The sequence below is a fragment of the Pseudodesulfovibrio portus genome (genome assembly GCF_026000375.1).
In the GTDB taxonomy this organism is placed as follows: domain Bacteria; phylum Desulfobacterota; class Desulfovibrionia; order Desulfovibrionales; family Desulfovibrionaceae; genus Pseudodesulfovibrio; species Pseudodesulfovibrio portus.
Genome location: NZ_AP026708.1, coordinates 898,466 through 911,462 on the forward strand (window position 1 = coordinate 898,466; position 12,997 = coordinate 911,462).

Genomic DNA, 12,997 nt, shown 5'->3' on the forward strand with positions numbered 1-12,997 from the left:
GGAAACTTCTGGAGAAAGTCATGAACGCTGACGGCGTGAAAGCATTGCTCGGGGAAAAGAACGCCTTCGGGCGGCTGGTCGGGGTGGAGGTCGTGGAGGTCGCGCCCGGGTCGGCCGTCTGCCGGATGGAAGTCCGGGACGAGCACAGAAATCCATTCGGGACCGTCAATGCCGGGGCCATCTATACCCTGGCCGAGACCGCCTTCGGGGCCGCCGCCAACAGCCGCGGAAACGTGGCCCTGGCCGTGAACCTGTCCATCGCCTATCTCAATCCCGCCACAGGCGGCGTGCTCACCGCCACCGCAGAGGAGCTGTCCGCCGGAGGGCACATGGCGACCTATGCCGTGAAAGTCATTGACGGGGCCGGGCAGCTCATTGCCGACGTGCAGGCCATGGGCTACCGGATGAAAAAGTCCCTGGAGGACCTCTAGGTGCGCGCCCTCGGCATCGACTTCGGCCTCAAGCGCGTGGGCCTGGCGGTCTGCGACCCCACGGGCACGCTGGTCTCGCCGCTGACCACCCTCACGCGCACGACCCGCGACGCACTCTTTGACGAACTCATCGAAATCATTCAGAATGAATCCATCGAAACCGTGGTGGTAGGACTGCCGCTCTCCCTTGAGGGCGACGACACCCTGACCACGCGGCAGGCCCGGAATTTCGCCGAATCGCTCGCCCGCAGGACAGACGTCCCCGTCCGGCTCATGGACGAGCGGCTGACCTCGGCGGAGGCCGAAGAGGAACTCAATGCCGCCGGACTGCGCGGCAAAAAGAAAAAGATGGCCCTGGACAGCCAGGCCGCCGTCATCATCCTGAGATCATGGCTGGAAAGCGGACAATCCTGATCACACTCCTTGCGCTGGCCCTGCTGGCGGGCATCGGCGTGGGCGGCTACCACTGGCACAAGGCGTGGCAGGAGGAGCAGTTCCTGACGGTGCCGCCCGAGACGCCGGGCAATGACGTGATCTTCCGGGTGGAGCCGGGCCAGATCTTCACCACCATCGCCCGCAACCTCAAGGACCGGGGCGTCATCACCGACGCCCGCCGCTTCCTCAAGCTGGCCCGGCGCACGGGCAGGGACGCGTCCATCCGCGCCGGGGAGTTCCTGCTCTCAACCGGCTGGGTGCCGGAAAAGGTGCTGAGCGAGCTGACCACCTCGGCAGGCATCATGAAAAAGGTGTCCGTCCGCGAGGGCCTGACCTGGTGGCAGACCGCCCGCGAGATCGACGAGGCCGGACTCGGCTCATACGCCGCCTTTGCCCAGGCCGTGACCGACCCGGAACTGCTGGACCGCTACGGCATCGAGGCCGGGGACGCCGAGGGCTACCTCTTTCCCGAGACCTACCTGCTCACCCCGCCGCGCGGCGACCGGTCCCGATACATGGCCGAGACCATGATCAAGGAATTCATCAAGAACGCGACCAAGGTCTGGCCCGAGGGGCTGCCCGGATTCAAGGAGCTGCACCGCGCCGTGATCCTGGCCTCCCTCATCGAGAAGGAGACCGGCGACGTGACCGAACGGGCGCGGATATCCGGCGTGTTCCACAACCGGCTCAGGAAGCGGATGCTCATCCAGTGCGACCCGACCATCATCTACGGACTGGGACCGGAGTTCGACGGCAACATCAGGAAGAACCACCTCCTGGACAAGGCCAACCCGTACAACACCTACGTCCATCGCGGCCTGCCGCCCGGCCCCATCTGCTCGCCCGGCCTGGACGCGCTCATGGCCGCCGTGCACCCTGAAAAGCACGCTTTCCTCTACTTCGTGGCCATGGGCGACGGCTCCCACCATTTCAGCAAAACACTCGCCGAGCACAACGAGGCGGTCGCCAAGTATCAACTCAGGCGCAACCGAAAGACCTACAGGTCCACCAAGCAGTAGCCCCGGGAAACGGTCGAATTGCGCAATTCATGAATTTTAGGTATACGACATTATTGAATGTTCCACAGGGAAGGACACGCTCTTGATAAAACGCATCACGATCCTCGCGGGCTGCATCGCCTGCCTCTTGTTTGCCGCCATCGGCCAGGCCCAGGACGCCACGGTGGTTCGGCGGGCTGCATTTGACGTCGGTTCCGCAGCCATCAAGTGCACGGTGGCCGATGTGGACATCGCCTCGGGCCGGGTGGTCGAAATCATCGAGACCCTGTCCGAAAAGATCGATTTCGCCGAGGACCTCGACCGCTCGTACGACTCCAATCTGAGTGCGGCCATCATGGACAAGGGCATAGACGCCCTGATCCGGATCAAGCGGCAAGCGGACGAATTGAAGGCCATGGAATATTCGGCCGCCGGAGGGTCCGTATTCCGCCAGGCCAGAAACGGCCGGGCATATTTCGTGCGCATCGAGGATGAAACCGGCATCCAGAGCCGGGTCATATCCGAACAGCAGGCGGCCATGCTGAGCTTCCATGCCGCGCAGCAGGCCCTCGGGACCGCCTCACGGGAACTGCTGGTCTGGGACATCGGCGGCGGCAGCATGCAGATGACCGCCCGGAGGACCGACGGCGGCCTGCTCTTCTATCTCGACTCCATGGCCTCGGTCACCTTCAAGAACGCGGTCATCGAGATCATCCAGAAAAAGAACCCGGACACCACGACCACGCCCAACCCGGTCAGCTCCCGGGAAGTCAACCAGGCCCTGGCCTACATCAAGGCCCACGCCATGGTGGCCGTCCCCACCGTGCTCAAGGCGAAAATCCGCAGCGGCAACATGCTCGTGGCCGGCATCGGCGGAGTCCATTACTACTCCATCCCCGAAGTCATGGGCGACCGCAAACCCTCCTTCACCCGCGAAGAAGTGGAAGCGACACTGAAAAAATGGACCGGAAGGCCGGACGAGGATTTCGACAGCGAATATGCAGCCACCCGGTTCACCAACCTGATCCTGGTCCTCGGCTACATGGATGCCCTGGGCATCACCGAAGTGCATCCCCTCAAGATCAACCAGGCCCACGGCCTCCTGACCACGCGGGAATTCTGGTAGGCTACTCGAACTTCATGCCCAGCCGGCGGCCCCACCCTTCGCCGCCAGCATTGCCGGGGAAATAGATATACAGGGCGCGGCCCGTGATCGTCTTCCTGTCCACCGGCCCGAACATGCGGGAATCGAAGCTCTCCGCCCGATTGTCCCCAAGCACGAAACAGGTCCCCTCCGGCACGATGACCGGCCCGTAATCGTCCGGTCCGGGAACAACGCCCGGCTTGGCGTGCAGGGCGTAGGGCTCGTCCAGCTCCACCCCGTCGATGAACACCGCCTGCCCCTGAATCTCTACGGTCTCGCCCGGCAGGCCGATCACCCGCTTCACGAAATCCCGCTCATCCCCGATCGGGGAACGGAAAATGACGATATCCCCGCGCTCCACGGGATCGTCCGCGCCCAGAATCTCGACCATGAAATGGTCGTCCACCAGAATTGTCGGGACCATGGATCGGGACGGGACCTTGTAGGTCCGGTAGAACCGTCCCGTGACCACCTGGTCGAACACCAGGCCGAGGCCCAGCCCGCCCGCCAGAAAGGCCGCATAAATCCACCACCGGTTGGACCGCCCCGGGACAAAGGCCCGCATGCCCCTGGCCGTGGCATAGGCCTCGCCCGCCACGAACAGGTTGAATCCCAGCAGGAACGCCAGGAGGATGAGCATGGAGGTGAAATCCTTGAAAAACGGGATCATGAGCAGGCCGAAGACCAGCTCTGCGGCCAAAAAGCCCACTCCCTTCCTCCACTGGCCGTTGTAGACCTGGCCCACGCCGGTGGCGAGCAGGGACGACAGCCCGGCCAGCCACGGCTTGCGGGGTTTCACGGGACGGGATTCGACGGTATCGGGGGACGGTTCGCTCATGGCTGCCTCTCGCGTGTTTCTGTGGGGTCGGTGAGAGAATGCCAGAGATCGGAAACGATGGCTAGGCGGCGGGGATATAATCCCGGCCCAGGACGTATCCGCGCCCTTCGAGGAACCCGGCGATATCCTCGCGCGCCCCGCGGCTGGCCACGTAGGGGACGCAGAACGCCCCGCCCGGCTCCGGCACATCGGCGCGGTCCCGGACCTCCACCCCGTTGACCACATGCCCGATCTTGCGCGGGTCCACGTCGTAATAGGCCGCGAACTCGACGCCGTGCGCCAGGAGCATGTCCGCGCGCTTGCGCGTGGTGCGGCCCGAGCCGAGGATGTGCACGGTGGGATGGTGCGGGTTGTTGTCGGCCAGCCAGCGGGCCAGGTACTCGGTCTTGATGCGGTAGAAGGCGTCCACGTCGTAGCGCGGATGGGTGCGGGACAGCCGGTCGGGCGGATCGTTCCAGACGAGCAGCTCCGCGTCCGCCTTGGCCATGCGCACCCCTGCCTCCGACCAGCGCAGGAGCAGCTCGTAGTCCTCGGGATAATCGCCGTCCCGATAGGAGCCGTGCGCCTCCAGACAGTCGCGCCGGAACATGATGGACGGGTTGGGCACCGGAAATTCCACGAACCGGTTCAGGCTGATGGCGTCCGGGGTCAGGAGCGTGTTGGTCCAGTCCACGTAGTGGGCGTACCCGGCGCAGTTCTCCCGGCAACCGCCGAAACGCACCCGGCAGCCGGCCAGGCCGATGTCCGGGTTGTCGTCCAGAAGCCGGGCCTGGGCCGCCAGCCGCCCGGGCAGGGATTCGTCGTCCGCGTCCATACGGGCTATGTAGGCGCCCCGCGCCGCGTCGATGGCCGCGTTGGCCGCCGCGATCACGCCTCCGTGGTTGACGGCGAAGGTACGGACGCGGCGGTCCCGGCGGGCGTATTCCGCCAGGACCGCCCCGGTGTCGTCCGTGGAGCCGTCGTCCACGGCCACCACCTCGAAATCCGCAAGGGTCTGCGCCAGCAGGGAATCGAGCGCCCTGCCCACGGTGTCCCCGCAGTTGTAGCAGGGCATGGTCACGGAAACGCGGGGCGCGGCCATCGGTTACCCGGCGTCCTTGGCCTTGCTTTCCCGGACCGCCGCCTTGATGCGGCAGACCGAGCAGGTCTCGGCGCTGGTGGGAGAACCGCACTCGGCGCACGGCGCGAGCGTGGCCCCGGTCTCCTTCTCCATGGCGGCGAAGGCGGGTTTCCCCGTCTTGAGAAACGACTGATAGAATTGGAATTTCTGGCCGGGGCTGCGGTGCTCAAGCTCGCCCCACAGTTCCTTGTGGCCGGTGAAGCTCGCGCCCGAGGCATAGGGGCACGGATCGGAATGAATCTCGATGCCCTTCATGAAGGCGTAGTTGGCGGTCTCGAACTCGCTCAGGCGAAACAGCGGCTTGACCTTGCGCACGAACCCCTCGGCGGCGGGCAGGACCGGCCCCTGATCGGACAGGTACGCCGTGTCCCAACGCAGGGTGTTGGCAAACAGCCGGGCCACCTCGTCGTCCAGGTTGTGGCCGGTGGCCAGGACGTCGAAGCCGCCCTCCACGGCGATGCGGTTGAAGTGGTGGCGCTTCATCTTGCCGCAGACGGCGCAGACCGGGCGCTTGACGTGCGCCTTCACGTCCGGGATGGGCAACCCCCATTTGGCCATCTCGAAGACTTCGAGGGTGAGGCCGTGCAGGTCGCAGAAGTTTTCCACCTTTTTGCGGGCCTTCTCGGACGAGTCGGGGATGCCGAGGTCGATGTGCAGGCCGGTGACGTCGTAACCCTGCAGATGCAGCTCGAGCATCAGCGCCAGGGAATCCTTGCCGCCGGACAGGGCGACCAGGACGCGGTCGTCAAAGGTGAACATCTTCTCGCGGCGGATGGCGGTTTCCACCTGCTTGGTAAAGAAGAGCGGGTAACAATCCTTGCAGAACCCGGAGTGATGACTGGGCAGGGCGACGTGGGCGGGCGCTTTGCAGCGTATGCATTTCATGGCGCTTCCCCCTAGCCTGCCGAGGTGACTTTGCGGACCATGAGCGCGTCGCCGTTTTTCAGCATGCGGTCCGGGGTGAGCAGTTCGCCGTCACGGACGACGATGGCCATGGTGGAACGGAGCTGCAATTTGTTGAGCACAGCGTGCACCGAGCGCGTGTCGGACATCTCGATGACCTTTCCGTCCGGTTCCAGTTTGACGGTAATCATATGGTTTTCTCCTTCCCGCAGGCGCTTTGACGGCCGACAGGTGGGGGGACACTACGCAGGTCGGCCCCGGAGTTCAACCCTCCTCTTTGGCGGGTAATGGCGGAAATGGCGGGCCCAAATCGATTCCGGCGGGAGGCAGATGATAATCTTTCAAGAAAAAACAAAACCGATGTTGACCCAAAAGTAATCTATCGCCTATGTTGAAAGCGAGGCTAACGCCCCAAGGAGGAATCCTCATGACTCAAGCGAATATTCTCGTAGTCGACGACGAAAAGCACATACGCATGCTCTACAGGGAAGAGCTGGAAGCCGAGGGATACACGGTGGCCACTTCGGACGGCGAAGAGGACATCCTCGATGTCATCAGCCGGGAGAAACCGACCATCGTCATTCTGGACATCAAGCTCGGGGTCAACCGGTCCGGGCTCGACCTGCTTCAGGAAATCCGTACCAAGGACCAGCAGATTCCGGTCATCCTTTCCACTGCCTACGACTCCTTTCAGCATGATCTGAAATCCATCGCGGCGGACTACTACGTGGTCAAGTCCGTGGACCTGTCCGAACTCAAGGACAAGGTCCGCATGGCCCTTACCAAGGCCGGCGTCTAGATTTTCGGCAATACTCCTTCTTCAACCCTTTGGACCGACGCCCCGCTGAGTGTGTGCAGCGGGGCGTCTTCCCTTTTGGGGGTATATTTCGGCCATCCGGCATGGTATCGTGCCCCATGTCGCATGAAGGCCCGCCCCCTGCCCGCACACAGGAGACCGGAATGGCAAACCAGACCAAACAGCACTACACGCCCATTTCCCCCCTCACCATCCGACCCGATTTCCAGGGCAATTTCGAAATATACCTCCGCCACGACAACAGCTACGTGCTGTTCAACGGCCAGGGAAGAAAGCTGTCCAGGGACAAGCGGCAGGAACTGCTCAACAACATCACCAAGCTCTATATAGCCACCCGCGACATCGAGCTGTATCGCCAATATCTCACGGAGCACATCCGCGCCCTTCTTGAAGACGAGTCTATCCCCCTGGATGACCGCACCAAGGCGTGGACCAACACGGCCATCGCCATGGGCCGGGAGCTGTTCGAAAAGAATCTGCCCGGACCGGCGTTTGCCAATCGGTACAAGCGGTTCGAAAGCCTCCTCCAGAACAGCTCCGGCTTCATGCAGTCCCCGGATTCGCTCCGCCACCTATCCCAGTTCATGGGCAAGGGATACGACACCTACCACCACGGCATCAGCACCATGGTCTACACGGTCAACCTGCTCCAGGAATACCGATCGGGCGATTACGAGACCCTGGCCTGCGGCATGGGCGCCCTGCTCCACGACATCGGCAAGACGGAGCTGCCCCGGGACATCACCGCCGCAAACCCGGCCTCCCTTTCTCCGGACGACCACGCCATCCTCGCCCTGCATCCCATGCTGGGCGTCCGCGCCTGCTCGTACTTCAACCTGCCGGTCATCGCCTCCAACTGCATCCTGTTCCACCATGAACGCCCCGACGGGAAGGGCTACCCGACCAAGGCGACCCCGGACGACCTGCCCCTCGAGGTCAAGGCCGTGGCCCTGTGCAACGTGTACGACAACTTCACCCGGACCCTTCCCTACCGGCGGGCGATGGCTCCCTTCGACGCCCTCAAGCGGATCATGGACACCCCGGGGCTGGCCGAGCCGGATATGCTCAAGCGGCTGATCAAACTTCTGTCCAGGGCGAAAATCGTCTGACCGCCCGGAACGCACCTGCCCGTCAGCCCGCCCGGGATATTCCCCTTGCCGCGCCACCCCCTTACGTGGTAGCCGCTTCGCATGTTCGATTTCACTTCGGCCGACATCCAACGCTACGCGGTCATGGCGCCGGGCCTGCTCGTGGCCCTGGTCTTCCATGAGGTGGCCCACGGATACGTGGCCTATCTCCTCGGCGACCCCACGGCCAAGTCCCAGGGGCGGCTGACCCTCAATCCCCTGAAGCACCTGGACCCGCTCGGCACCCTGGCCTTCTTCTTCGTCCAGTTCGGCTGGGCCAAGCCGGTGCCGGTCAACGCCCGCTATTTCCGCGACCCGCGCAAGGGCATGATGTACACCGCCATGGCCGGGCCGGGCATCAACTTCACCCTGGCCGCGCTGTTCGCGCTGGCCTTCCACATGCTGGGGGCCTTCGGCGTCACCGGCCGCAGTTCACTCTACGCCATCACCTACTTCGGGGTGTTCGTGAACCTGATCCTCGGCGCGTTCAACCTGTTGCCCATTCCGCCGCTGGACGGCAGCAACGTGGTGGCGTACTTTCTTCCACCCCGGGCCGCGTACAAGTACATGAGCCTGAGCCGGTACGGATTCATCATCCTCATCGGCGTCATCCTGCTGGGACGGTTCACCGGGTTCAGCCTGGTGGGCGAGATCATCCTGCCCTTTGTCACCGGCTTCGCATCCCTTCTCGGGATTCCCATGTAACCCTCTAGCCACACAGCATCACCATGAGCGAAAGACAACGCATCGTTTCAGGCATGCGGCCTACCGGCCCCCTCCATCTCGGCCACTACTTCGGCGTCATCGCCAACTGGGTCAAACTTCAGGAAGAGTACGACTGTTTCTATTTCGTGGCCGACTGGCACGCCCTGACCAGCGAATATTCCGATCCCACGCGCACCAAGGGCTTCGTGCCCGGGCTGGTCAAGGACTGGGTCGCCTCGGGCCTGGACCCGGAAAAGTGCAGCATCTTCCAGCAGTCCATGGTCAAGGAACACGCCGAGTTGAACCTGCTGCTCGGCATGTTCACCCCGCTGGGCTGGCTTGAGCGGTGTCCCACCTACAAGGACCAGAAGGAACAGCTGGCGGAAAAGGACCTGAACTCCTTCGGGTTCCTCGGCTATCCCGTGCTCATGAGCGCGGACATCCTCATGTACAAACCGTGCGCCGTGCCCGTGGGCAAGGACCAGCTGCCGCACCTGGAGCTGACCCGCGAGATCGCCCGCCGCTTCAACCACCTGAACAACACCGAGCTGTTCCCGGAACCGGCGGACATGCTCACCGAGGAATGCAAGCTGGACGGCCTGGACGGTCGCAAAATGTCCAAGAGCTACGGCAACTCCATCATGCTCTCCGAGCCCCTCGAGGAGATTTTGCCCAAGGTGCGCGGCATGAAGACCGATGAAAGCCGTCTCCGGAAATCCGATCCGGGCGACCCCAACGTCTGCAACCTGTACCCGTACCACAAGCTGATGACCGATCCGGCCCGGCTGCCCGAGATTCAGGAAGGCTGCCGCAACGCCACCTGGGGCTGCGTGGACTGCAAGAAGGTGCTCATGGAGTCCCTGGAAGCGTTCCTCACGCCCCTTCAGGAACGCCGCGCCGCCTGCTCCGACGACATGGTCCGGGACATCCTGAACGCCGGCAACGCAAAGGCGCGCGAATTCGCGGCCCGGACCATGGACGAAGTCCGCCGGGTCCTGAACTTCGACTTCTAAAACGGCCTGCCGCAGGCCGCCCATTTGTAAGTAACGCGAATACGCGATAGAGTATCGAAATAATCAACGCCCCCGGCAACCGTTCCATTGGACGGCAAACATCCCGCTCCCGCCGAATGGCGCTAATGCGCCGCCACGATTCAGGCTGGGCGTGCGGAGGCACATCACAGGAGACGCTATGACTGCTCAGAACGGCAGCACGGTCAAGGTCCACTATACCGGAACGCTGAAAGCCGACGGTTCCCAATTCGACTCCAGCGAAGGACGCGATCCCCTGGAATTCAAGCTGGGCGAAGGCATGGTCATCGCCGGTTTCGAGAAGGCCGTCCTCGGCAAATCCGTCGGGGATACGGTCACCACGGAGATTCCGCCCGAGGAAGGCTACGGCGAACCCAACGACCAGCTGGTCTTCCAGGTGCGCAAGGAACAGCTCCCTCCCAACGTGGAACTGGAAGTGGGCATCATGCTGGAAATCCGCACCGAGGACGGCCAGCCCGCCTATGTCCGCGTCACCGAATTCGATGAGGAACTGGTCACCCTGGACGGCAACCACCCCCTGGCAGGCCAGACCCTCGTGTTTGATATCGAGGTTGTGGAAGTAGCCTAAATAGCTGCATATCGATTAATACACCCCGCCTCATGCCGACTCGGCGCGGGGCGGGGTTTCCCGTTCATATCAGGACATCACCATGAGTATTTCCAAACGCTGCCGCGACATCACCCCGTTTCTGGTCATGGAACTCAACGAAAAGGCCGAGGCCATGGAGAAGGCGGGGCAATCCGTGATCCGCATGTGCGTGGGCGAACCGGACTTCGACACGCCCGCCTGCATCAACCGCGCCTCCTGCCGGGCATTGGAGGCGGGCCGCACCCACTACACCCACTCCCTGGGCATCCTGGAACTGCGCGAGGCCATCGCCGAGGATTACCGGACCCGGTACGGCGTGACCGTCGACCCGGCCAACATCGCCGTGACTCAGGGCACCAGCCCGGCCATGCTGTCCCTGTTCTCCACCATCCTGGAGCAGGGCGACAAGGTCATCACCTCGGACCCGTGCTACGCCTGTTACGACAACTTCATCAATTTCGCCGGGGGAGAGCCGGTCAAGGTCCCGGTCTCCGAGGACGACGGGTTCCAGTACCGGGTGTCGGCCATCCGCAAGGCCCTGGACGAGAACAGCGACATCAAGGCCATCCTGATCAACTCCCCGGCCAACCCCACCGGCACCCTGCTCTCGAAAGAGCGCATGCAGGCCATCGCCGAACTGGCCGAGGAACGGGACATCTGGGTGGTCTCGGACGAAATCTACCACGGCCTGGTGTACGAAGGAACAGAGCACTCCATCCTGGAGTTCACGGACAAGGCGTTCGTCCTGAACGGCTTTTCCAAGGCCTATGCCATGACCGGCTGGCGGCTGGGCTACCTCATCGCCCCCCCGCACTTCATGCGCACCCTGCAGAACCTCTGCCAGAACTTCTTCATCTCGGCCAACACCATGGCCCAGTGGGGCGGCGTGGCCGCCCTGACCGAAGCGCAACCGGACGTCGAGCGCATGCGCGACACCTACAACAAGCGGCGCGTGTACCTGATCAAGCGGCTCAAGGACATGGGGTTCACCATCAAACACGAGCCCACGGGTGCATTCTACGCGCTGGTCAACATGCGTCACCTGGCCGAAAAATTCGGCGGCAGTTCCCTTGAACTGGCATATGACATCCTGGAAAAGGCCAAGATCGCCGTCACTCCCGGCATCGATTTCGGCCAGGGCGCCGAAGGGTTCATCCGCTTCTCCTACGCCACCTCCATGGAGAACATCGAGGAAGGCATGAACAGGCTGGAGGGCTACCTCAAGGCCGACGCGTAAGCCGCTCCCGCGAAAAAGGAAAAGGGCATCCGAACCACGGATGCCCTTTTTTTGCGATCTGCGCCGGTCGTCATTCGGTGAATTTCCGCATGGTGAAGCGGCCCTTGCCGGGCCCGGAATCGGCCCAGGTCCCCTCGACGGCGGTGCCGGTTTCATCGAGCCGCCCCTGGTGGACGTAGGTCTTTTTCTCGTAGATTTCGAAGAGGAGCGTGCCGTCATCGGCCACCCTGCCCTCTATCTTCTTGGGCGAGGTGTCGATGGTCCGGTAATGCAGGTAGCCTTCGAACAGGCCGCTGGAATCACCCAGCAGCAGGGCGTCGCCGGTAACGGCTTTCCCGTCTCCGGGCTTGATGATTCCGTATTCCCAGCGGCCGCACATCGAGGGCGGCGCGCCGTCCACAAACCGATCGAGCACGAACCGCCCGCCCACGCCGAACCCGAGGTTGTAGTTCCCCCGGACGGTGTTGCCGTTGTTGCACAGCTCACCGCTGTGCTTGGCCACCCTGCCGTTGGGCCGGGTAGTCACGAACGTGATCCGCCCCCATTTGTCCACGGCAAAATTCGAAAACACGTCCTGCCGGGTCTCCTCCCCGTCCATATAGGTCATGACCCCGCCAAGCCCCTTTTCGCCCGGGACGAGCTCGACCGCATCCACGTACACGTCGTTGGACACGGTCTGGCCGTAGGACCATTGCCCGGCCAGGGTATCGATATTCACGGCCTCACCGGCAAACGCGGCCAGAGGCAGGCACAGGACAAGCGACAGGACAGCCGACATTCTGAGCATGACGATTCCTCCAGAGAACTCGGATTTACCGAAACTGGTTAGGCGAAAAAAAAGGATCGTGTCAAGAAAGGCAGGATAATCAGACCCGGATGTCCAGGCCCCGGTAGACCGTGCCGCCCGCGCCGAAGAGCATCCCGCCCCCGCCGGACAGGGACGCAGGGTTCACGTTGGACGCATACCACTCGGTCATGGCCTCGGCGCTCCGGGGCTGCTCCAGCTCGTTCCTGTTGAGCCCGGTCCCGGCTGCGGAGGCGAGCCTGCCGTATTGCAGAATCTCCCCGAGCTCGCGGACCTTGCCCGGGTTGGCGATGAAATAGCTGTCGATCATCTCCTGGTCCGAATGGCCGCCAGCCACGGTGACCACGCCCGCCGGGTCGTACATGAGCCGGAACACAGCGTCCACGTTCACCCCGAGTTCGGCCAGGTCTTCGCCCACCTCGCTGTTCCAGCGGGACTGGACAGCCTCGTGATGGGCGATCACGTCGGCGAAGGAGAGCGAGCCCTGCCCCTCCCCCTCCACCTGCCTGAGCAGCGCCAGGATGCGCCCGCGCGTTGCATCCCGGGAGTCCGTCCCGTCTTCCTGACGGCTTTTTGACGTCTCCGGGGCAAGGGGGAATTCCACGTCCTCGCGGGCCCGTTTGGGCCGCTTATACGTGTACTCTTGTACAGTATGTTCAATACGTTGCGTAGACATACTCCTTTCCTCCGCAGGTCGCACGGACGCCCATCGCGCCCCGGCACACGAGAATGTGAAGCACGAACCGTACCAGATGCGTTGCACACCCCGCCAAACAAGGGTATGCTTGGATAAACG

General features: G+C 63.2%; 16 protein-coding genes. 10 read left to right on the forward strand and 6 right to left on the reverse strand.

Translation table 11 applies throughout. From position 1 onward, the window contains the following. Window positions 1-20 precede the first annotated feature (20 nt). From OO730_RS04415 to OO730_RS04430, 4 genes are all read left to right on the forward strand, one after another. Window positions 21-431, forward strand: a complete 411-nt coding sequence (locus tag OO730_RS04415; RefSeq protein WP_264983366.1) for a PaaI family thioesterase — start codon at window positions 21-23, stop codon at window positions 429-431. Further along, window positions 432-845: a Holliday junction resolvase RuvX gene (gene ruvX, locus OO730_RS04420; RefSeq protein ID WP_264983367.1), complete on the forward strand. Its 414-nt coding sequence runs from the start codon at window positions 432-434 to the stop codon at window positions 843-845. Then, the gene (gene mltG, locus OO730_RS04425) at window positions 821-1,885 is read left to right on the forward strand and encodes an endolytic transglycosylase MltG (RefSeq protein WP_264983368.1); all 1,065 of its coding nucleotides are present in this window, start codon (window positions 821-823) and stop codon (window positions 1,883-1,885) included. The genes ruvX and mltG overlap by 25 nt, the downstream gene beginning before the upstream one ends. 82 nt (window positions 1,886-1,967) lie before the next feature. Beyond that, entirely contained in the window at window positions 1,968-2,990 is a 1,023-nt protein-coding gene (locus tag OO730_RS04430; protein ID WP_264983369.1) for a Ppx/GppA phosphatase family protein, read from the forward strand. A gap of 1 nt (window position 2,991) precedes the next feature. Here OO730_RS04430 and lepB read toward each other — a convergent pair whose 3' ends face one another. The 4 genes from lepB to OO730_RS04450 form a co-directional block, all read right to left on the reverse strand. Beyond that, window positions 2,992-3,846 carry a signal peptidase I gene (gene lepB, locus OO730_RS04435; protein ID WP_264983370.1) on the reverse strand — a complete coding sequence of 285 codons (855 nt, stop codon included), beginning with the start codon at window positions 3,844-3,846 and terminating at the stop codon, window positions 2,992-2,994. Window positions 3,847-3,907: 61 nt separating this feature from the next. Then, window positions 3,908-4,927, reverse strand: coding sequence for a glycosyltransferase family 2 protein (locus OO730_RS04440; RefSeq protein WP_264983371.1), 1,020 nt, complete (start codon window positions 4,925-4,927; stop codon window positions 3,908-3,910). 3 nt (window positions 4,928-4,930) lie between these two features. After that, window positions 4,931-5,851, reverse strand: coding sequence for an adenine nucleotide alpha hydrolase family protein (locus tag OO730_RS04445; protein WP_264983372.1), 921 nt, complete (start codon window positions 5,849-5,851; stop codon window positions 4,931-4,933). Between the two features lie 11 nt (window positions 5,852-5,862). After that, window positions 5,863-6,060, reverse strand: coding sequence for a ubiquitin family protein (locus tag OO730_RS04450; RefSeq protein WP_264983373.1), 198 nt, complete (start codon window positions 6,058-6,060; stop codon window positions 5,863-5,865). A gap of 236 nt (window positions 6,061-6,296) precedes the next feature. Between OO730_RS04450 and OO730_RS04455 the strand changes: the two genes are divergently transcribed. From OO730_RS04455 to OO730_RS04480, 6 genes are all read left to right on the forward strand, one after another. After that, window positions 6,297-6,668 (forward strand): response regulator, encoded by a 372-nt coding sequence (locus OO730_RS04455; protein WP_264983374.1) that lies wholly within the window; start codon window positions 6,297-6,299, stop codon window positions 6,666-6,668. 161 nt (window positions 6,669-6,829) lie between these two features. Further along, complete coding sequence (locus OO730_RS04460) at window positions 6,830-7,795, forward strand: HD-GYP domain-containing protein (protein ID WP_264983375.1); 966 nt, start codon at window positions 6,830-6,832, stop codon at window positions 7,793-7,795. Window positions 7,796-7,876: 81 nt separating this feature from the next. Continuing rightward, on the forward strand, window positions 7,877-8,518 hold the full coding sequence (locus OO730_RS04465; RefSeq protein WP_264983376.1) for a site-2 protease family protein: 642 nt from the start codon (window positions 7,877-7,879) through the stop codon (window positions 8,516-8,518). Between the two features lie 23 nt (window positions 8,519-8,541). Next, window positions 8,542-9,531 carry a tryptophan--tRNA ligase gene (trpS, locus tag OO730_RS04470; protein WP_264983377.1) on the forward strand — a complete coding sequence of 330 codons (990 nt, stop codon included), beginning with the start codon at window positions 8,542-8,544 and terminating at the stop codon, window positions 9,529-9,531. Window positions 9,532-9,709: 178 nt separating this feature from the next. After that, the gene (locus OO730_RS04475) at window positions 9,710-10,138 is read left to right on the forward strand and encodes an FKBP-type peptidyl-prolyl cis-trans isomerase (protein WP_264983378.1); all 429 of its coding nucleotides are present in this window, start codon (window positions 9,710-9,712) and stop codon (window positions 10,136-10,138) included. 82 nt (window positions 10,139-10,220) lie between these two features. Then, the gene (locus OO730_RS04480) at window positions 10,221-11,396 is read left to right on the forward strand and encodes a pyridoxal phosphate-dependent aminotransferase (RefSeq protein ID WP_264983379.1); all 1,176 of its coding nucleotides are present in this window, start codon (window positions 10,221-10,223) and stop codon (window positions 11,394-11,396) included. A gap of 70 nt (window positions 11,397-11,466) precedes the next feature. Here OO730_RS04480 and OO730_RS04485 read toward each other — a convergent pair whose 3' ends face one another. Together OO730_RS04485 and OO730_RS04490 are read right to left on the reverse strand one after the other, a co-directional pair. Then, window positions 11,467-12,183, reverse strand: a complete 717-nt coding sequence (locus tag OO730_RS04485) for a hypothetical protein (protein ID WP_264983380.1) — start codon at window positions 12,181-12,183, stop codon at window positions 11,467-11,469. A 79-nt stretch (window positions 12,184-12,262) separates the two neighbouring features. Beyond that, complete coding sequence (locus tag OO730_RS04490) at window positions 12,263-12,877, reverse strand: hypothetical protein (RefSeq protein ID WP_264983382.1); 615 nt, start codon at window positions 12,875-12,877, stop codon at window positions 12,263-12,265. Window positions 12,878-12,997: the final 120 nt, after the last annotated feature.

What these genes read in the sequence shown, in the direction of transcription:
- OO730_RS04415 (WP_264983366.1), top strand. Translation starts at nt 21, where the DNA reads ATGAACGCTGACGGCGTGAAAGCATTGCTCGGGGAAAAGAACGCCTTC.
- mltG (WP_264983368.1), top strand. Translation starts at nt 821, where the DNA reads ATGGCTGGAAAGCGGACAATCCTGATCACACTCCTTGCGCTGGCCCTG.
- lepB (WP_264983370.1), bottom strand. Translation starts at nt 3,846, where the DNA reads ATGAGCGAACCGTCCCCCGATACCGTCGAATCCCGTCCCGTGAAACCC.
- OO730_RS04440 (WP_264983371.1), bottom strand. Translation starts at nt 4,927, where the DNA reads ATGGCCGCGCCCCGCGTTTCCGTGACCATGCCCTGCTACAACTGCGGG.
- OO730_RS04445 (WP_264983372.1), bottom strand. Translation starts at nt 5,851, where the DNA reads ATGAAATGCATACGCTGCAAAGCGCCCGCCCACGTCGCCCTGCCCAGT.
- OO730_RS04450 (WP_264983373.1), bottom strand. Translation starts at nt 6,060, where the DNA reads ATGATTACCGTCAAACTGGAACCGGACGGAAAGGTCATCGAGATGTCC.
- OO730_RS04455 (WP_264983374.1), top strand. Translation starts at nt 6,297, where the DNA reads ATGACTCAAGCGAATATTCTCGTAGTCGACGACGAAAAGCACATACGC.
- OO730_RS04460 (WP_264983375.1), top strand. Translation starts at nt 6,830, where the DNA reads ATGGCAAACCAGACCAAACAGCACTACACGCCCATTTCCCCCCTCACC.
- OO730_RS04465 (WP_264983376.1), top strand. Translation starts at nt 7,877, where the DNA reads ATGTTCGATTTCACTTCGGCCGACATCCAACGCTACGCGGTCATGGCG.
- trpS (WP_264983377.1), top strand. Translation starts at nt 8,542, where the DNA reads ATGAGCGAAAGACAACGCATCGTTTCAGGCATGCGGCCTACCGGCCCC.
- OO730_RS04475 (WP_264983378.1), top strand. Translation starts at nt 9,710, where the DNA reads ATGACTGCTCAGAACGGCAGCACGGTCAAGGTCCACTATACCGGAACG.
- OO730_RS04480 (WP_264983379.1), top strand. Translation starts at nt 10,221, where the DNA reads ATGAGTATTTCCAAACGCTGCCGCGACATCACCCCGTTTCTGGTCATG.
- OO730_RS04485 (WP_264983380.1), bottom strand. Translation starts at nt 12,183, where the DNA reads ATGCTCAGAATGTCGGCTGTCCTGTCGCTTGTCCTGTGCCTGCCTCTG.
- OO730_RS04490 (WP_264983382.1), bottom strand. Translation starts at nt 12,877, where the DNA reads ATGTCTACGCAACGTATTGAACATACTGTACAAGAGTACACGTATAAG.